The following is a 17,418-nucleotide window of genomic DNA, read 5'->3' as shown; positions in this document are numbered from 1 at the left end:
AGCGCTGTCTCGATGCCTAAACGCAGTTCCGGCTTGTTTGTGGCCGGATCAAACATGAACAACGTCACGTCAGGCCCGACCGCTACGAAATTCAGTGCGTTGGTGTGCAGTCCAGGGAACAGATCGTTTCGCTGTGCGCTTGCTTCCTGCGCAAAAAGGATGTGCGATCACAACTCCGGCATTTTTCTACCCCCCATACCCCAATCAAGCTTCTCCGACTGACCACCGACATCTTGGATCTCACCACCAAGGTCAAAGCAATGGGCAAAGAAGCATACGTACACTTTCGCAAGAGCCGTGATGAAGACCGCCAGTCAGGTCCTCGTCTTGAAAGATGCGTCTCTGTCCTCAACTACGCGTACGTAGAAAAGTGTCTCGCCAACAAAGCCACCGAACTGCATCCCCCAGTCGACTACTCGCGAGGTCGTAAAATCCCTGCCCTCTCGGGGAAGTATCTGACGATGCGCTGCCGCCAGCGCCTCTTCGATCGTTCCACCGACGCCTTCGAAAGTCTCCAGGGCAGTACTCATTCGTTTCGCCTCATCTGTTTTTGCCTGATATTCCCGATTCACTAAATCAGGCGACCGACGATTAGATCAGCCGTTTCACCATCCATCCCGGGCTGAAATCGATCAGGCGGACGACGCCATTCATCTCGGCGTATTTGATGAAGTCGAGATCGCGTTCGAGCTCCCGACATACTGAGGGCTCCACGAAGGGCGCGCATGTCGCAGTGGCGAAAGTGCCGGCCATGTCGATGTCTTGCAGCCCGAAATCTGCAAGGGCTTGCTTCGCCGCCGCGCGGTCCGCGTCTTCCTTGATGCCGATCATCAGGCTGCCGGCAATGCGGGGGAAGATCAGGTGCGAGGAGGAACGCGAAGTCACACTCCTGAGTGTGACTTCATTCTTTTCGGGGAATCCGGGATCGCCGTAACCGGCAGGTTTCCACAGCACACTTCCACCGACCAGTTGCTCCAATCCGACGTCCAGAAGGAAGAGGAACTCAGGCGGATAGATTACCACATAGGGTGCAGCTGATGCACCACCTCCCCCTGCCGGCCCGGTCGACACCGCTTCGATGAGGTAGAGTTCGGATCCTGCTAAGGGAGGGAGGGAGATCCTTACCGAATTTCTGGCTGCATTTGTTTGCCTCGGCGTGGATCTGCTCGACGAACCCCTGGCCGGCCATGCCGACTGGATCGACCTGCATTGCTTGCGTAAAACCCGTCACGTCTCGCACCTTCGACAAGGTCGTCGAAGCTGGCGCGACAGACCAGGGAAAGGGCCAGGGTAAAGGCATGCCATCGGTCATTTCCAAAAGCCTCCCGAATTGAAACTAAGTCACCTTCATTTTCCTTACCGGGACGCCCTTTGCTGAAATGAGCAAACTTCGTGAGCGTGTGTTTGTAGCCGTCTTGCTTGGGCGCAGCGCGATTGCAATTTAGCCTCCGACCGACCAACCGCATAAGAGGGGCGGACGCCAAACAGCTGGAGCGTCCATCTTGTCCTTGCATTTTTCTACCTGCATGACCCCCAACAATCTCAGCACATACTACGCTGGGCAATCCCGACCCATTCTGGTGAGAGTCAGGCATTTACGGCAGCAAAAAACCTGTACGTTGCAAGCCTTGGGTTTTTCATCACTAATTTAGCATAACATCAGTCAAGCGCAATTCAAAGTAGTTTCCTCCTTTGGACTAAACCTTTGGAGTAGCTGACACTCTAGCATAGGGTGAACAACAACCGGCGTAACGGCGGGAGCGGTCACGTTCAGCTCATTCTGACCCTTGCATCATCGTCATCATGTCGTTGGGATGGAGGCTGTAGCTTTGCGGCAGATCGAGCCATTCTGTTGTCGAAGCCGATGAATATCTGTTCGGTTTCGGCCTGATCTACCACCTCGGGCGTGCCGTACAGTCCGCAAGAGACGCTCTCAAGGGCTTGCAAGATAAGCTCCGAATCCTCCGGTCGTCCCCGCCGCGCGCCAGATTGGCTCGCGGCGCAAGCCAGCTTAATATTAGAGCCCACTTGACTGTCGCCGAGTTTTATACCACCGTTACTAGCGTTCTTAAGGTAATTCTACCAACGTATATTGAGTGCCGCAGCGCATGCGCATGCCTTTCGATTGTCCAATTCTCGGAAGGGGCTGAGGAAATGGCTAGGTCGCTTACCGAACTTCACGCCGACATGAAGGCGCTTCTCACAAACAAGCAATCAACTGCTTCGCAGCAGAACGAAACCTCGCAGTCAAACCCACGATGCGAACTTTCGTTTCGCGAGGAAACACGTCGTGTCTTCGTCGATGTCGTTCAGAAGCATTTCATCGACGCTGGGGAAAGGCCTGCTCCGAGACCGGTTTTTCGAAAGGTCCATGGGGTCGCGAGAGCGAGCCTTCGGATGAGCTCAGCCATCCCTGACAGGTTCAGACACGGCCTCTTCGCCCATAGTGAATTTGCCGCATGGGTGCGGTTCTCCAGCGATACCGCCCCAAACACTCCGGACAGTGCAAATTCAACGCTCGGTATTGGCATCAAGCTTTTCGGGGTGCACGGTGACACGCTGGACGCCGACGATCCGGACGCCGGAACGGCGGATCTGGTGATGCAGAACCATGATCGGTTCTTCGTCGACACCGGTCAGGACTTCTGCGCCTTTTCGGAAGCGGCAGTCTTTGGTGATATCGAGGCTTACCTTGCTGCTCACCCAGAAACGAAAGTCGTTCTGGACGAGATGGCAAAACCGGAAGCAAGTGTCTTGACCGCGACCTACTGGAGCGTTCTGCCTTATGCTTGCGGACCTGAAGCGATCGTTAAGTATCGTCTGCGCCCACTCGACGCGCCGAAACAGACCCCAGCCGCAGGATCAGATCCGAACTTTCTCAAGGTTGATCTGGCGCAACACCTTTCTTCAGGCGAGGCGGTTTTCGAGTTTGCTGTCCAGGGCTTTTCAATGGAGAGCGAGACGCCGATCGACGCAGCAACTCGCCGCTGGCCAACGCCGTTCGACGCGATCGGCACACTGACCATCGAGCAACAGGATATCAACCGGATCGGACAGTCGATCTACGGAGACAACATCTCAATACACCCGTGGCGAACGCCGGAAGCCAATCGTCCATTGGGGTCGATAGCTGACTCTCGCCGGATCACATATCGTTCATCCGCGTATTTGCGTCGCAACACCAACGGTGTGCCAACCGTCGAACCCCGGAGCCCGCGCTGAGCCGCGACAAGACAAACGCTTGCACCTGCCATGACAGAAAGGGGCTGCTGAAATGGTTTTCATCGACGTTCCGACAGCCCGCCGCCGCTGGAAGATATCCGCCGGCCCCGTGCAAGCGGGGCTCCGGATTCTGGGCTTTGAAGCGACGCGCGCGATCCAGAATGTGGCTCACGATGTCAGGCTGATCGCAGGTAAGGGCACTGTGCTGCGCGTCTATGTCGAACCGCGCGGTCTTTCTTCAAATCTGCGCGTGCGCGGCGAAATAGTGATATCGCCAGGTCCCGGCGCCCCGCGCACATACGTCATTTCGGCGAACGAGATCTCGCTTCGATCAAGCCAGCATCCGTCGCTCACCGAACAACGTCGTGACGCCGCCCTAAGTTTGAATTTCCTTCTCCCCTCGCCTCCCTTGGGCCCCCTGACGGTTGGGCTCAAGCGTGCCTCTCCTGTTTCCGGAGGCAGCGATTTTCCGGTTCTACCGGACGGAAACGAATTCAACGTGGAATTCATTTCTGCACCAATCCTTCGCACGGACTTTGGGCATTCGCTATACTGACCCAGAGCCCGTCCAGGACAAGCATCGCCGGAAAGGGGTATATGATGTTCCCGGCCTCGAACTGGTGAGCAAGTTCCGGAAGGCGACACACGCTGGCATACGATGGCTGCCGGCCTGGAGCGACCAAACGCGGCTGACGTCGACATCAAGTGTACGCGTCCTACGCAGCTACGGCCTGGAGACGGTCGAGGTCTTTCATGAGCGGCGCGAATTCGGGAAGTAATTGCAATTGTAAAACGGCTGCAAGACATCGACGTGAGGGGAATAGCATGGTCAACAGGATCGTCCGGGCGTCAATACACCCGGCTATTGGTATTGCCCGGCTCGGCAGCAGCCAGGATGAGTATCTGCTGGCGCCGCAAGTTGCCACCCCCCCGCCGAGGCCAGTCGACACCTCCCATGATAGGAGCGGTCATCTCAAGCGTGAAGCTGTGGAGTTCCGTATCTATGGATACGACAAGGATGACAATGTTGTTGCCGAATTGACCGCTGATAATGCCGATATCGTCTGGAACGTTCACGTTGCGAACGCCAAGGCCGCCTGGTTCAAATTCCGACACGCGATGGACTTGGACACGCTCAAGGATACGATCGTCGAACGCCGAAATCCCAAGATCCTGGATCCTGATGAACGTCGCAAACTTGTGATCGATCCAGGCAGCCGTTGTATATCGGGCCGCAATCAGGCCGGTTCGGAAGCTCATCACTTTGATACGGGTACATTTAAGGGCGTGGCCGTAGACCTCGGTGAGCTCCGAACAACCGCGGAAGGGCGTCTGCTTTTCCTTGGTGGTCATGGCGTATCGAGTTCGCCCAGTGGCGCCCCACCTTACGTCGACTCAGACAATGACGCATTCGGCAACGCGGAAGATTGGCATGACGACATCGCCGACGGGCCCGTCGACGCAACCGTGCGCGTCAACGGCAACGAGATACCAACCGAGGGAGCATGGGTCGTCTCCGCCCCTCCGAACTACGCCCCCGATCTCAAATCGTGGCGGACGCTATATGACCTGCTTGTAGATCTTTTTGTGGAGGCGGATTGGCTTCCCCAGAAGTCAACGATCTCGTTCACGGAGGACATTTACCCCATTCTCGCTCGCTTGAGCGGCCTTCAGTGGGTCAACAAGGCGTTCGCCGCCGTTTTCGGCCATACTGCACCGTTCGATTTTCTGGACGAGGACAGAATCGACCAGATAAATCATCTTCATGGCGGCGCCGCAGTCGACGTGTTCAAACCGCTGCGCATGGCGATTTTCAAGATGTTTCGCGAGCAAACAGATCACGTCTCCGATCCAGCTGCGTGGCCATGGCTCTATGGAGATTCCTACGGGACGGGACCCGACAGCGACCGCTACCAGAACCTCGCTCTAGGCGGCGAGCGTTTGCGCTATCTCAAGGCCTGGAGCGAAGGCAATTTCATTGCCGATTGGGGCACGCTCCCACCTTCCCCGTCCTCCATCGGTCAGCATCCACTCGGCGATCAGCCGGCCGCGCTGGATCGCGCGGCGCTGGAGTTCTGTGCGGCGGACGCGTTTCATCCGGGGATTGAGCTGACCTGGCCAATGCGCCATCTGTCGATCTATTCAAAGGCATTCCGCATCGCGCGCGCTACCAAGCCGGAACCTGAGTACGGTACGCATCTGGACGTCGGCACGGCGCTCGGTTCGACGGGACCTCTGCACGGTCAGCACCCGGGTGCCTTATCCAGATGGATGCTGCTCCCATGGCAGATAGACACTGGTGGTTGCCTCGCAGGGTATGAGGATGGCCTGGCATTCGATGCGCCAAGCTTCTGGCCCTCACGGGTTCCCAACCACGTGCTCGCCCATGAGAACTACCTGAAAGTCATCAACCCCTCACTTCCGAGGGAGGAACGGCTGAACGCGTTCAACCAACGGAGGAGTTGGTTTGCGCCACTCAATAGCCCAGGTCAGGACTGGGGAGAATATCTCGTTCATCAATACGGGAACATGGGTGTAGTCGAGGCTTATCCGAGCGTTGCAGGAGACGACCAGATCCCGTCGATCATCTATGTGGAAACACATCCTGGCACCAAAAACAAGGTCTCCGGCGCTGGTGCTGATGGTGTCATTAGGGCTCCCGCTCCACCACTGGTGACCTTGTCGGCAGCGGATTTGCGAGCACGGGCGGCGGGCTTCTCCAACGAGGCCGATCGCATTGCGGTTCGCAAAATGAGGTTTGGTCAATGAACATCGCCGCCCACGCCACATCTAAGGCGGACATTGTCGGCGATGGACCTGCAGCTTTGGTGGCGGCCATGGCATTGGCACAACGCGGCTGGGGGGTCAGGCTCATCAACCCGTCGAGACGCCAATCCCGCCAGTCCCGTATCGATGTCCTTGGAGCTTCTGCCCTCTCGGTTTTGCTCAGGCTCGGACTTTCCCCCCACGAAATCCACACTGTTGCTAGGCCATGTCCAGGAAGTTGGTGTCGGTGGGATACCGACGACGCCCACTGCCATGATTACCTGACTGGACCATTCGGCTCCGCATGGGCGGTCGATCGCGCCAGCTTTGAAGTTCTGCTTCGGGACCACGTCGCGAAGGCGGGCGTCACATTTGCTTCGGACAACGAGCAGCCAGTCTTGTCGGAAAACACTGGGACGCTCGCCTCGGCAGCACAGCATGAAGTCAGCTGGCGAATTCTGGCGTCGGGGTGCGTCAACAGTCGGTCAGGTCTGCGGTCCGCGACCGGCTATAATGACAGACTTATCGCGCTCGTCACGTTTGGCAGGATAGATGGTGTCGACGACTCGCTCGACACACGCTTGCTAATTGAAGCTGCCGCGGACGGATGGGCCTATGGGATAGTCGGCCCTGACAACCTTGCGTGCTTAGGTGTGATCACTGACGCGGAATCGCTGGCTGGTGAAACGCCACGCGCCATTGTCTCGAGAGTCCTAGACGCCACAGACCGTGTTGCAAGCTTGGTCACCAAGTTGTCGCAGCCTATCGCGTTCCAAGCGATCCCCATTCCTTGTCGTTGGTTGCCCCTGAAAGTTGATCCCACCTCCCTCAGACTGGGCGATGCCCAGGCGAGCTTTGATCCGCTTGCAGGGCGCGGACTTTGGTCAGCTATCCGCATGGCAGAAGAAATCTCGATAGCGCTCGACACACGTCCGGATAAGCTAGCGCTCCTCGAACAAAAATCACGGGCTTCCTATCAACGCTACCTGGCTCAGCGTCTCAGCTCGTACCGCGCGGGGCGCGATCGGTTTAAGACAGGATTCTGGACACGACGGTGTTCATCGGAAAACGCCCTCGCGCACGCAGGGTCATTCTCATGATTTGGGCAAATCTCCTCTAATCGTCTCGGAGAGAAAAATGCGCTTCAGCATCAGTGCCTGCTGCTTAGGTACCGCGATAATCTTTGCGACGGTAGGGACCATGAATCTGGCGACGGGGCATGCAAAGCCGCTTTCGTTCTGTGCCCGGATGGCGACGGATCGAAGCACGGCCTACAACCCCCAAACCAAGCGGATCGATGTTCCGTGGCGTACGGATCTACCAACGTCGCTGCCACCGAATATCAGCCATGCCTGGTCTGATACAGAACTCGGCGACTGGCGAACTTACATGGCTGCTGTTCTGAGTGAGGTGAAGATTAGCGACCTCGTGATCGAGGACAATATGATTCGGATGCAAAGCGACGCTCAATGGTGGATTTCACCATGGATGGATTACACTCTGAACGGACGTGAACGAAATCTCGGACTCACCAAGGAGCGCGGGCCCGATTCAGGAGATTTGGCCCCCGGATCTCCCGGCGGTTTGCAGGTATGGGCTGTGGGATTCTACAACCAGGAAGGCGCGTACGCCCTCTCGCAGGTCTTCGCTCAACCCTGCGATCCATTCATTCCAACCGCTAACTGGACCTTCCCTGATCAGACTGCTTCGTTCAAACTCCTGTTCACGAATGCGACGAAGGAGCAGGTTCCATATTTGGATGGCGCTCCCGAGGTCCTCGCATTTATCGACAAGGCGACGGGTGGTGGACGAGGAGAGCAAAAGCTTCGTCTTCTTCAGGTCGATATTGCAGTTAAGGATCCGCGATCGGCGACCAAATGGGTCTTTGGAACCTTCGTATGGAAAGGCCCAAAGGTGGGCGATGGCTTGTTTCAGAACCTTGTTCCAGTTGGATTGATGTGGGGTAATGACCCGGAGGCTGCCGCCCAATCTCGTGACGCGTTCGCCGCGCTCGCAGAGACGCAACTGAACCAGGATCTTGCCGGGGTCGTCTGGCGTGGCTCCAATCAGACTTGGAGTGAACGTCCCTGGCCGGGATTTCAGGGGCGGCTGAACGGTCCGGCCGATAATCTGCGCTCTTCGTGCATGTCATGTCACGCGTTGGCGCAATGGCCGCGATCCAAGGTGCTCGGCATCGTGCCCAGCGCCTCCAAATACAACCTCACCACGCTTAGCGACAAAACTGTACGGGACGATCTGCGCATGAAGTATCTGACTAACGTGATCGGCGGCAATCTCACGATCCCATCGGAATCGGTACCGGGTCATGGATGGGGTGGCGCGACCGCGTTGGATTACTCGCTGCAATTGGAGGCCGCATTCACGCGTCTTTGCCGCGCATGCAAGGAGGGCGCACTGCAAGGACCGACGCCTCGCGTCTGTCGAGTCGAAGGCGTCCGTGATTTTGTGTCAACGCCCATGTGTTCCACCGCAAGTCCGTTTGGCGCGGAAGTTATCGTCGGCGGAGCCGTTCAGCCCGATCCTCCCCCTCGCCAGTGATGCGCCGGAGCGACTTCAAGTCAAAGCGGGTTGAAACCCCTCGGATCATCCTTCTTTCCGTCGAGCCGAGAACTCTTTGCCATGCGCAACGTTACCCCTAAGCCTTACTAGAGACAAAGCGACTGCGACCGCTGGCTTTGCAATGGCGTTCCGAGACGGTGGAGCCGCATTCCCCGTTATTGCGGAGCGTCACACGGGTGACGATCTGGCTCGGACAAGACGCGGTCGCATCAATGATTGCCCAGGCCACCGCGTTCTTTCCCCTGAAACCGGCGGCGTCCCCCTCGGCTGGAGGGATGGCGCGGACCGATTTGTCGTTGATGTGCTGGGTGCTGGCCATAGGGCGCTTCACGACCGCCACGCGTTCATCCTAGACCATTCCTGGCAAGTCGGACAGATCAGTGAAGCTTTCAGGAAAACCCAGGGCGACCTCGACTATCCTAGTCTATAGTCTAGGGGATTGGCACACGCATCCCTGCGGGGTCGCAGCGATGAGCTCCGAAGATCGCTCCACGCTTAGACGCATTTCGCGACGAGTTCGTTACCCCATCATGATCATCGCAGCCGGCGCCGAAGCCAATTGGACATTTGGAGCCCGGATGCAGCTGCGGCAGAGACATCTGCGCGGCTCCGCTCCGGAAACTCAGGAAACTAGGAAATTTTGCCGTGCCCGCAGACTGGCCGCTAGCTCGCGTTTCCACTGGGTAGGTCGTGCTGACCGCAAATCCCCTCGGAGGTACGTGGGGCAAATTGGGTGGCACGCGCTGACAGAGCGCGACCTTCAGTTAGTTGTGCATAATGCTCGGGCTTGACTCCAAAGTGCGTTGGCCTGATTCCGCCGAGTGGGGAAATCATGATTCCCTCCAGCCATGAAGAAGCGGCTGCCCTCGGTCGAGCATGTTGAGACGCTGTCGCTGCTCGCGATGCGCCGCCTCGTCGGTGGCCTTGTCGAGGAACTGCACGCGCTCAAGGCAGAGGTCGCAACGCTGCGATCCGAGAATGAAGCCTTGCGGGAAGACAATGCCCAACTTCGGCTCGACAAAGCCCGTCTCAAGGCTGAGAACCAACAGCTGCGCGACGAGATTGCCCGCCTGAAGAACCTGCCGCCGCGTCCGCCGTTTCGACCGTCGGGTATGGAGAAGGCGACAGAACCCGGTAACGGTGATCGTGCGGCTGGTAAATCGCCACGCGGTCCCAAGCGTGACACGAACCGGATCACGCGCACCGTGACACTGAGGGCAGACGCGCCGGAAGGCTCTCGGTTCAAAGGCTACAAGAGCTTTTTCGTGCGCGATCTGGTGCTTGCGGCCGAACTTGTGAACTACCGACGCGAACGTTGGCTGACACCAGAGGGCAAGGTGATCATCGCGCCTTTGCCAGAAGGGGTCTCCAGCGGCTTTGGTCGGAACCTGCGCCGCGCCTGCCTGGCGCTGCATGCCCAGGGGCAGATCACGACGCCGCGCCTGACCGCGATCCTCAACAGCATCGGCGTCGAGATCTCGAAGTGGCAGGTCGTCCGGCTACTCACCACCGACCTTGAGCAGTTCGTCGAGGAAGACAGTGCGGTTCTCCATGCTGGGCTGGTCTCGGCGCCGTTCATCACGGTCGACGATACCGGTGCGCGGCACAATCGGCGCAATGCCTTCACCTCCCAGATTGGCGGCGAGCGCTTTTCGACCTTTCGAACCAGCCTGTCGAAGTCGCGGCTTAATTTCCTGTCCGTCCTGCGGGCGGGTCATCAGGACTATGTTCTCAATGACGAGGCGATGAACTGGCTGAAGGCGCAGGGCGTCGAGCACGCGATCATGGCCAGGCTCAAGACCGAACCCCCTGCAGTTTCACCGATCAGGTCGCGTTCCTCGAGCATTTGGCCAGCAAGGACATCGATATCCTCGACCGACAGCTTCTTCGTCCTGTTGCGGAGGCGGCGATCTGGGGCGCCATCCGCCATCACGGCCTGCTCGGCAACACGGTGATCGTTTCGGACGATGCGGGTCAATTCCGTGTCGCCAACCACGCCCTGTGCTGGATCCATGCGGAACGCCTGCTGCAGAAACTGATGCCGGCGACGCCGAAACAGGAACGGCTGGTCACGACGACCCGCGATCTCGTCTGGCGCTTTTACAAGGCGCTGAAGGTCTGGAAACAACGGCCTTCACCGCATTTGATCACCGGGTTTCGGCGCAGGTTCGACAAAATATTCGCGCGACGTACCGGCTATGCGGCGCTCGACAAGCTGCTCTTGCGCCTCCATCGACGAAAGGCTGAACTGCTCAAGGTGCTCGAACACCCGTATATTCCACTGCACACCAACGCGTCCGAGAACGATATTCGTTCCTTCGTCACCAGGCGAAAGATCTCCGGCGGCACCATAAGCCTTAACGGCCGGATTGCCCGCGACGTCATGCTCGGGCTGATGAAGAGCTGCCAAAAGCTTGGTATTTCATTCTATCATTTTTTGGGAGATCGCCTCGGCTTTGTAAGCTCAATACGGCCAATACCGCCTTTGTCGCAGCTCGTCATGATGGCGAGCTAAATCAAGCCTTTCTCGAAAACGGCACCAGCTTGCCGCTCTGGCCTTCATCAGTTCGCTTTTCCTTTCGCAGCAACTGCGGTGAGACATTCCATTGCCGACCATTGTCGCCGTGCACCGTCACCGTTTTGCGGTTTCGGCGGATGACGATTCCAGCTGCGTCTGGCCGTAATTGTCTTCGAACACCACGCGCTCGCCGATCGCCAGTTCAAGCAAGGCATGCGCCGTCTTCTGCTGATGCAGAAAGTGGAGCCGATCGGCGACCGCATCGTGCAATTCGATCAGCTCTGCTTCACTCAAGCCGTCAAGGTTGATCCCGTGCATCCTGGGCCTCCGTTCCTGACGATGGTCGCCCCGAACGTGCGCCAACGCAATCGCGCTGCACAAACAACCCACAAGATCCTCCCATCCGGCCCGCCACCCGATTTGCCCCACGTACCCAGCAAACGCGCTAGTGGCGCGCTTTTTGCAATACATTAACTATATGAATTAACCTATAGAATTCCCTAAACAGAAGGCAGTATGAGGTATAGTTCCGCCAGTCAGACGGTCATTTCCGCACCCGCTCATTATCGATAGTATTCAAGTATCGATAGTGCGATGTACATCGTGGTTGTACGCTTCTCAAACCATTGATATGGTGGCCATACGCGTCGAACGACGGAGGCCCTGATGCCCCAGACCACGTACAAGATCAGTGAAGCCCGCAAGCATTTCGCCGAGGTGCTCGAACGCGCCAACCAGGGCGAGGAAATCACGATTATGCGCGGCAACGAAGTCTATGCACGCATCGGGCCGGCCGATGGCGGAAAACGCCCCTTCGGCCTCCTTCGCCAGCGCGGTCTGCCTGATGACCTGTTCGACGAGGTCGACGCTGAGCAGGCTGCAATCGACGCCGGCGACTGGAATGACGATGTCGGCATCTGGCGGGGCGGACCCGACGGCCGCGAGACCTCCAAATGAAGGTGCTGCTCGACAGCCACGCGGTCTACTGGTGGACAATCGGCAGTGACCGCCTTTCCTTAACGGCACGATCGCTGATTGAGGACAAGGCAAACACCATCCTTGTCAGCGCTGTCTCCTTCTACGAGCTGGACAACAAGATGCGGCTGAAAAAGCTTGATCTCAAACCACAGGAGTTGCGTGCCGCAGTCTCGGCTAGCGGTTTGCAGACCCTTGCCATCACCGATTTGCATGCCGAACTGGCGGCCGCTTTCGAATGGGATCACCGCGATCCGTGGGACCGCATACTCGCCGCACAGGCGCGGCTCGAACATTGCGCCCTTGTTTCAGTCGACGGCGCCTTCGATGCGGTGCTGCATGAACGGGTTTGGTAGCGATGCCGATGAAGATATTCATAGACGTCGAGGAGGCGGCAGAACGGCTGGAAGAGCTGATCGATTTGGCGTGCCGGCAGGACGAAGTCTATGTGTGCCGGGCCGGATGGCCTATCGCTCAGCTCAGCTTCTTTTCGGGAGGGGATGATTCCCCCTCAGATGAAATCGCAGGGACTCTTCCTGACACGGCCCACCGCCCGGGCAGCAAACTGGTTGAGGATGGAAAAGTCTCTTCGGTCGACGCGGTTTGGATGCTCGCTGCGGAAGGAAAGCCGAGGCGGGAACATGATATGACGTCGGCGCACGATGATCTCTATGACGAAGACAGGCTGCCGCGATGACGATCGTGCCATCGACACCCATTGCCAGCCGCGCCGAAGAACTCGACGCGCTCGACGCCATCCTGCCCTTCGACCGCCGCGACCAGCTCGCCGCGCTGCTGACTGACGACGACGTCGCCACACTCAAACACCTGGCGCAGGAGGGCATGGGCGAGAATACGCTACGCGCGCTGGCCTCCGACCTCGGTTACCTCGAGGCCTGGTGCCGCCTCGCCACCGGTGACCCCCTCCCCTGGCCGGCGCCGGAAGCACTGCTCCTGAAGTTCGTCGCCCATCACCTCTGGGATCCGGTCAAGCGCGCCGAGGATTCGAGCCATGGCATGCCAGCGGATGTCGAGGTCGGATTGCGCGCCGAGCGCCTGCTCAGGGCCGACGGGCCACACGCGCCGGGCACGGTGCGGCGGCGGCTGACCTCCTGGTCGATCCTCACCCGTTGGCGCGGTTTCACCGGCGCCTTCGGTGCACCGTCGCTGAAGAGCGCAGTGAGGCTGGCGGTCAAGGCGAGCAACCGCCCGCGCCAGCGCAAGAGCAAGAAGGCGGTAACCCTCGATATCCTGACGAAACTGCTTGAGGCCTGCGCCGGTGATAGACTTGTGGATGCACGCGACCGGGCACTGCTTTTAGCCGCCTTCGCTTCCGGCGGCCGGCGCCGTTCGGAAGTGGCGGCGCTGCGCGTCGAGGATCTCGCCGACGAGGAGCCGGTGCGCGCCAATCCCGCCGACGAAAACTCCCCTCCCCTGCCCTGCCTGTCGATCCGCCTCGGCCGCACCAAGACGACGACCGCCGATGAGAACGAACATGTGCTGTTGATCGGCCGGCCGGTGACCGTGTTGAAGCGATGGCTGTCCGACGCGCAAATCAAGGACGGCCCGGTGTTCCGGCGCATCGATCAGTGGGGCAACATCGACCGACGGGCGCTGACGCCGCAGTCTGTCAATCTGGTCCTGAAAGCACGCTGTGAACAGGCCGGCCTTGATCCGGCGCTGTTTTCGGCCCATGGGCTGAGGTCCGGCTATCTGACCGAGGCTGCAAACCGCGGCATCCCTCTTCCAGAGGCGATGCAGCAGTCGCTGCACAAATCGGTGACCCAGGCGGCCAGCTATTACAACAATGCGGAGCGAAAGAATGGACGAGCGGCCCGGCTGATCGTCTAGGCGTAACTACGCCCCGAAGAGAGCATCGGCTCGGTTCTCAAACGACCCCTATTCTTCCGGCTCCGCTTCGCCGAAACAAAAACCATCCGGAAAGCCTGCGGCCGTCGCGTGCGGCCCCGGCAGAACTCAAGTTCGGCGGAGTCTACCTCTTCGCCTGCGATCCTTGTTTCGCAGACATCGCCGCGGTATGTGTAGAATTCCAGGTGTTCTATGTTTCAGGAAGATGTCGATCGTTGCAGTAAAGGTTCTGTCCACTGTCAACGCCGCTTATGGGACAACCCTTTCGGCTGAGCAGCTGGCGTCGAAGATTTCCGATCCTGCCGGCGCAGTCTCTTTCGATCGTTCAGCATTTTCCTTCTTTTCCGAGGCCGACGAGAGTCTTCAGATCTCGTTCCTGGACGAAATGCACGTTGATCCGACGGCCGCCTCCGATCTGGGACGGAAGTTCTCCGTACTTGCCGGATACCCCCTCCCTTTGGCGCGGGCGGCGTAGTTGGTCGAAAACCCGGTCAGCAGATGGAGCGACCTGTTTGAACAGGCTTGCCGCATCATCGAACAAGCAAACTCCGAACTTACTATGATCGACGGTTGGACTTTTGGGGGCGGTACGGCCCGATGCTCCAGATCCATCACCATGAGAGTTTCGACGTCGACATTTTCCTAGATGATCCGCAACTTCTGCCATATCTGAATCCGAAGACACAGGGATACGCTCTCGACATCAACCCTGACGGCTATGAGTCCGATGGATCGCGGACATTGAAGATTGTTTTCGAGAATGTTGGCGAGATCGACTTGTGCCCGCAGCCTGCCGGCAACCCGGCCGTGAGAGCGGAGGTGCGCGGCCGACAGGTTCTGCTCGAGACCCCCGGCGAGATCATGGCAAAGAAGGTTTACACCGCGGCGCGCGATGCAGCCCGCGACATGTTCGACATCGCTTGCGTCATGAAAACTCACGGCTTGGAATACCTCGATGAGGTCTTAAAGGCCTTCCAGGATAAATGCGAAGCCGCGCTGAAAGTTGCTCGCCAGATGAACCCGCAGGTTCGCCGAAACCATCATGACGAGACTTCTGTACCGAGAGACGCTCGTCCTTCATGATCCTGCTCCTGTCCAGCTGCCACTACGAACCTTCATCCCGTGCAGCCACGTCGGCCACTCAGAGCGACCATCGCGGACCAAAGTTGAGTAAACTGGGTCCCGGACGCGCTCGCTGACATTGGGTCACCCTTCGCTATTTGTCTTAACATCGCGCTCAGCCGAGTTCCTGGGCGAGTCCGATGAGAAGTCCTCCAGGGCCACGGATGTAGCAAAGCCGATATACGTCTTCATAGTCGACGACTTCGCCTACGAACTGCGCGCCGCGGGTGCGAGCCTCTCCAGCGTCTCGCTGATGTCGTCTACGGTGAACATGACGCGCAGGTAGCCCAGGGAATTGACCGGGGCGTTCCGGTGATCTGCGACGATAGGTGGCGTGAGGAAGCGTGAGAGCTCAAGCCGGCTGTGTCCATCAGGCGTGCGCATCATCGCAATCTCGACATGCTGATCGCCCAGCCCAGTGACACGTCCGGCCCATTCTCCTCCGATCGTGGCCTTTCCTTCGAGCTCGAGGCCGAGTTCGCGAAAGAACTCAATCGTTCCTTCGAGGTCTTCGACGACGATTCCGACGTTGTCCATCCGCTTGAGCGCCACGTTCCAATCTCCAGGGTGTCGTTCCAACCTACAAGGTATCGTCTGGTCTAACAACGGACGCTTGAGGTGCCCCGACACCGGGCGGGCATCCGGGTGTCGTTTGGCATTTGATTGGGGTCTTCCTCAATTTGTGTGGTTCACTCGCCGTTAGACTCGATGCCGCTATAGGCGGGTAGGCGAACGAAAATGGAATGGTCGCCCGGGCCAGGCATCAAAGTTGGTGAGAAATCTCGTAGTGCTGCGCGGCGGCATGTCCGCAAAAGACCGCAAGCAAGCCAGTGCGGCTTGAATGTCCCTGACGACGCTGAGCGCCTGATCCTTGCGACGGGCCGCTATATCGGCGAAGGCTTCGATGATGCCCGGCTCGACATGTTGTTCTTGACGATGCCGATCGCCTGGAAGCGGACCCTGGCACAGTATATCGGCCGTCTGCATCGCCAGCACGATGACAGAAAGACGTCGTGGTCGTTGATTATGTCGCAACACCATTCCGGTTCTGGCCCGCATGGCTGCGAAGCGACGCGCGGGTGATCGGGCGCTGGGCTATATGATCGAGTAGCCGCCCTCTGCGGGAAGCGGAGTGCACTTGGCCGGTTCGCCGCAACCAGATGAGGTTGGGCTAGCCCTGGTCGTCACCATCCGAACCTGCCTCCGCGAACTCCTCCTCTACGAGCGCCTGCCGGCCGAGCTGAGCAGTACCGCTTCCTCCAACCATTCGAGGTCGGGCAAGTCGCGCAGCGTCTCCATGCCAAAGGCGGAGAGAAATGTGCAAAAGCAGCTCGGCCATGACCCGCAAATCGCAGCGCCGACGCGACCGATTTAGGGTCAATCTGACGACGGCCTCGGGGCTGTAGGGACCTTATCCCGCAAGCATACGTGCGAGCATATTTCTGATGTGGTCCTGCGCGCCGTAGAAAATTGCCGCGACAATGATTGTGCGGCTATGTTCTGCCCGTAGAAACCAAATAGCCGCCTTGTCCCGCCGAAGAAACCGGATTCCGGAATGAATATCAGGCCGCAGAGTCCCGATATAGGGCGTATCGACTAGACGATCGATTTCGACACGCAATTTGCGGATCCGTTCAGCTGTGCGCTCCACAGCCTCGTCAGGCGAGTCCCCGAGTTCGACATAGGCGTCAAACAGATGATCGAAGATCAACTCGAAATCGCGTTCGGCATCCTCAGAATATTCAAGAGTCCACACGAACAACCCGTCGCTTCCGCTCAATCATTGCCGCGACGCGGCTTTCCATTTCCGTCGCAGAAATCATTGGTCCGTTCAATCGCCGCTGGACCAATTCGCCAAGCGCTGCCGTTTCGACGGTCTCAGTTTCCGTCTTTTGGCGAAGCAGTTCTAGGCCCTGCTGAAGAACGGAACTCATGCTGGAATACCGGCCGCTCTCCACCAGCGAACGGGCAAACGCATCCTGCTGGTCGGTCAGCGAAATCGACGATTTGACACTCATCGGTTTAACTCCTTTGAGCCTAATTTGCTACTCAGTAGCACGTTTGTCAATCTGACGAGATGATCCGGCAGGGCGCAACCTGGTCCTGAAAGCCCGCTGCAAACAGGCGGCCTCGATCCGGCGCTGTTTTCGGGACAAGGCCTGAGATCCGGTTATCTGACGGAGGCGGCAAACCGCGGTGTTTCCCTGCCGGAAGCGAGGCAGCAGTCACTGCACAAATCGGTGACCCAAGTGGCGAGCTACTACAACAACGCGGAGCGAAGAATGGACGAGCGGCCCGGCTGATCGTCTAAGCGTGACTAAGTACGGAAGAGAGCATCGGTCCGCTTCTCAAACGACCGCAATTCT

At 58.5% G+C, this 17,418-nt stretch carries 17 protein-coding genes and 4 pseudogenes; 14 read left to right on the top strand and 7 right to left on the bottom strand.

Translation table 11 applies throughout. The annotated features are described in order from the left end of the window. Window positions 1-314: 314 nt before the first annotated feature. Together JOH52_RS32670 and JOH52_RS32665 are read right to left on the bottom strand one after the other, a co-directional pair. Complete coding sequence (locus tag JOH52_RS32670; RefSeq protein WP_017265505.1) at window positions 315-530, bottom strand: hypothetical protein; 216 nt, start codon at window positions 528-530, stop codon at window positions 315-317. 61 nt (window positions 531-591) lie between these two features. Next, the gene (locus JOH52_RS32665; protein ID WP_017265504.1) at window positions 592-1,023 is read right to left on the bottom strand and encodes a hypothetical protein; all 432 of its coding nucleotides are present in this window, start codon (window positions 1,021-1,023) and stop codon (window positions 592-594) included. Between the two features lie 1,131 nt (window positions 1,024-2,154). Here JOH52_RS32665 and JOH52_RS32660 point away from each other — a divergent pair. The 5 genes from JOH52_RS32660 to JOH52_RS32640 all read left to right on the top strand — a co-directional run bounded on the left by JOH52_RS32660 (window position 2,155) and on the right by JOH52_RS32640 (window position 8,547). Continuing rightward, window positions 2,155-3,222: a catalase family protein gene (locus JOH52_RS32660; protein WP_017274259.1), complete on the top strand. Its 1,068-nt coding sequence runs from the start codon at window positions 2,155-2,157 to the stop codon at window positions 3,220-3,222. 52 nt (window positions 3,223-3,274) lie between these two features. After that, complete coding sequence (locus JOH52_RS32655; RefSeq protein WP_017265502.1) at window positions 3,275-3,778, top strand: hypothetical protein; 504 nt, start codon at window positions 3,275-3,277, stop codon at window positions 3,776-3,778. A 269-nt stretch (window positions 3,779-4,047) separates the two neighbouring features. Beyond that, window positions 4,048-5,991 (top strand): LodA/GoxA family CTQ-dependent oxidase, encoded by a 1,944-nt coding sequence (locus tag JOH52_RS32650; RefSeq protein ID WP_164855819.1) that lies wholly within the window; start codon window positions 4,048-4,050, stop codon window positions 5,989-5,991. Further along, window positions 5,988-7,088 (top strand): FAD-dependent monooxygenase, encoded by a 1,101-nt coding sequence (locus tag JOH52_RS32645; RefSeq protein ID WP_017265500.1) that lies wholly within the window; start codon window positions 5,988-5,990, stop codon window positions 7,086-7,088. Before JOH52_RS32650 ends, JOH52_RS32645 begins: the two co-directional genes overlap by 4 nt. Window positions 7,089-7,125: 37 nt before the next feature. Continuing rightward, window positions 7,126-8,547, top strand: coding sequence for a hypothetical protein (locus tag JOH52_RS32640; protein ID WP_017265499.1), 1,422 nt, complete (start codon window positions 7,126-7,128; stop codon window positions 8,545-8,547). Window positions 8,548-8,644: 97 nt separating this feature from the next. Here the strand turns inward: JOH52_RS32640 and JOH52_RS32635 are convergent, their stop codons facing one another. Continuing rightward, window positions 8,645-8,908, bottom strand: a complete 264-nt coding sequence (locus JOH52_RS32635) for a hypothetical protein (RefSeq protein ID WP_234842743.1) — start codon at window positions 8,906-8,908, stop codon at window positions 8,645-8,647. 508 nt (window positions 8,909-9,416) lie between these two features. Here JOH52_RS32635 and JOH52_RS32625 point away from each other — a divergent pair. Next, window positions 9,417-11,083: pseudogene (locus JOH52_RS32625) on the top strand (IS66 family transposase). 1 nt (window position 11,084) lies between these two features. Here JOH52_RS32625 and JOH52_RS36370 read toward each other — a convergent pair. After that, a pseudogene (locus tag JOH52_RS36370) lies at window positions 11,085-11,404 on the bottom strand (hypothetical protein). A gap of 348 nt (window positions 11,405-11,752) precedes the next feature. Between JOH52_RS36370 and JOH52_RS32615 the strand changes: the two are divergent. The 6 genes from JOH52_RS32615 to JOH52_RS32590 all read left to right on the top strand — a co-directional run bounded on the left by JOH52_RS32615 (window position 11,753) and on the right by JOH52_RS32590 (window position 15,013). Next, complete coding sequence (locus JOH52_RS32615) at window positions 11,753-12,043, top strand: type II toxin-antitoxin system Phd/YefM family antitoxin (RefSeq protein WP_014528082.1); 291 nt, start codon at window positions 11,753-11,755, stop codon at window positions 12,041-12,043. After that, window positions 12,040-12,417, top strand: a complete 378-nt coding sequence (locus tag JOH52_RS32610; protein ID WP_017263206.1) for a type II toxin-antitoxin system VapC family toxin — start codon at window positions 12,040-12,042, stop codon at window positions 12,415-12,417. Before JOH52_RS32615 ends, JOH52_RS32610 begins: the two co-directional genes overlap by 4 nt. A 2-nt stretch (window positions 12,418-12,419) precedes the next feature. After that, a complete protein-coding gene (locus tag JOH52_RS32605; RefSeq protein ID WP_017271871.1) occupies window positions 12,420-12,758 on the top strand; it encodes a hypothetical protein in 339 nt (112 codons plus the stop codon). Next, window positions 12,755-13,912, top strand: coding sequence for a site-specific integrase (locus JOH52_RS32600; RefSeq protein WP_017271872.1), 1,158 nt, complete (start codon window positions 12,755-12,757; stop codon window positions 13,910-13,912). Before JOH52_RS32605 ends, JOH52_RS32600 begins: the two co-directional genes overlap by 4 nt. Window positions 13,913-14,135: 223 nt before the next feature. Then, on the top strand, window positions 14,136-14,405 hold the full coding sequence (locus JOH52_RS32595) for a hypothetical protein (RefSeq protein WP_017271873.1): 270 nt from the start codon (window positions 14,136-14,138) through the stop codon (window positions 14,403-14,405). 122 nt (window positions 14,406-14,527) lie between these two features. After that, on the top strand, window positions 14,528-15,013 hold the full coding sequence (locus JOH52_RS32590) for a nucleotidyl transferase AbiEii/AbiGii toxin family protein (RefSeq protein WP_014530926.1): 486 nt from the start codon (window positions 14,528-14,530) through the stop codon (window positions 15,011-15,013). Window positions 15,014-15,167: 154 nt separating this feature from the next. Here JOH52_RS32590 and JOH52_RS32585 read toward each other — a convergent pair. Beyond that, window positions 15,168-15,604, bottom strand: a pseudogene (locus tag JOH52_RS32585) (VOC family protein). Between the two features lie 186 nt (window positions 15,605-15,790). On the opposite strand from JOH52_RS32585, the gene JOH52_RS32580 reads away from it, so the two are divergent. Continuing rightward, complete coding sequence (locus JOH52_RS32580; protein ID WP_234705615.1) at window positions 15,791-16,135, top strand: P-loop NTPase family protein; 345 nt, start codon at window positions 15,791-15,793, stop codon at window positions 16,133-16,135. Window positions 16,136-16,463: 328 nt separating this feature from the next. Here the strand turns inward: JOH52_RS32580 and JOH52_RS32575 are convergent, their stop codons facing one another. Together JOH52_RS32575 and JOH52_RS32570 are read right to left on the bottom strand one after the other, a co-directional pair. Beyond that, window positions 16,464-16,814 (bottom strand): type II toxin-antitoxin system RelE/ParE family toxin, encoded by a 351-nt coding sequence (locus JOH52_RS32575; RefSeq protein ID WP_010968169.1) that lies wholly within the window; start codon window positions 16,812-16,814, stop codon window positions 16,464-16,466. Then, window positions 16,795-17,070: a ribbon-helix-helix domain-containing protein gene (locus JOH52_RS32570; RefSeq protein ID WP_010968170.1), complete on the bottom strand. Its 276-nt coding sequence runs from the start codon at window positions 17,068-17,070 to the stop codon at window positions 16,795-16,797. The genes JOH52_RS32575 and JOH52_RS32570 overlap by 20 nt, the downstream gene beginning before the upstream one ends. Window positions 17,071-17,134: 64 nt before the next feature. Between JOH52_RS32570 and JOH52_RS32565 the strand changes: the two are divergent. Continuing rightward, a pseudogene (locus tag JOH52_RS32565) lies at window positions 17,135-17,363 on the top strand (site-specific integrase); the annotation flags it as partial. Between the last annotated feature and the right edge of the window lie 55 nt (window positions 17,364-17,418).

The organism is Sinorhizobium meliloti (assembly GCF_017876815.1).
In the GTDB taxonomy this organism is placed as follows: Bacteria; Pseudomonadota; Alphaproteobacteria; order Rhizobiales; family Rhizobiaceae; genus Sinorhizobium; species Sinorhizobium meliloti.
This window is presented reverse-complemented; position numbering and strand designations above follow the sequence as displayed.

Excerpts from the sequence above, each read along its gene's own strand:
- JOH52_RS32605 (WP_017271871.1), top strand. The coding sequence starts at position 12,420 with ATGCCGATGAAGATATTCATAGACGTCGAGGAGGCGGCAGAACGGCTG.
- JOH52_RS32640 (WP_017265499.1), top strand. The coding sequence starts at position 7,126 with ATGCGCTTCAGCATCAGTGCCTGCTGCTTAGGTACCGCGATAATCTTT.
- JOH52_RS32650 (WP_164855819.1), top strand. The coding sequence starts at position 4,048 with ATGGTCAACAGGATCGTCCGGGCGTCAATACACCCGGCTATTGGTATT.
- JOH52_RS32670 (WP_017265505.1), bottom strand. The coding sequence starts at position 530 with ATGAGTACTGCCCTGGAGACTTTCGAAGGCGTCGGTGGAACGATCGAA.
- JOH52_RS32610 (WP_017263206.1), top strand. The coding sequence starts at position 12,040 with ATGAAGGTGCTGCTCGACAGCCACGCGGTCTACTGGTGGACAATCGGC.
- JOH52_RS32655 (WP_017265502.1), top strand. The coding sequence starts at position 3,275 with ATGGTTTTCATCGACGTTCCGACAGCCCGCCGCCGCTGGAAGATATCC.
- JOH52_RS32600 (WP_017271872.1), top strand. The coding sequence starts at position 12,755 with ATGACGATCGTGCCATCGACACCCATTGCCAGCCGCGCCGAAGAACTC.
- JOH52_RS32660 (WP_017274259.1), top strand. The coding sequence starts at position 2,155 with ATGGCTAGGTCGCTTACCGAACTTCACGCCGACATGAAGGCGCTTCTC.
- JOH52_RS32615 (WP_014528082.1), top strand. The coding sequence starts at position 11,753 with ATGCCCCAGACCACGTACAAGATCAGTGAAGCCCGCAAGCATTTCGCC.
- JOH52_RS32645 (WP_017265500.1), top strand. The coding sequence starts at position 5,988 with ATGAACATCGCCGCCCACGCCACATCTAAGGCGGACATTGTCGGCGAT.
- JOH52_RS32580 (WP_234705615.1), top strand. The coding sequence starts at position 15,791 with ATGGAATGGTCGCCCGGGCCAGGCATCAAAGTTGGTGAGAAATCTCGT.
- JOH52_RS32570 (WP_010968170.1), bottom strand. The coding sequence starts at position 17,070 with ATGAGTGTCAAATCGTCGATTTCGCTGACCGACCAGCAGGATGCGTTT.
- JOH52_RS32595 (WP_017271873.1), top strand. The coding sequence starts at position 14,136 with ATGTCGATCGTTGCAGTAAAGGTTCTGTCCACTGTCAACGCCGCTTAT.
- JOH52_RS32590 (WP_014530926.1), top strand. The coding sequence starts at position 14,528 with ATGCTCCAGATCCATCACCATGAGAGTTTCGACGTCGACATTTTCCTA.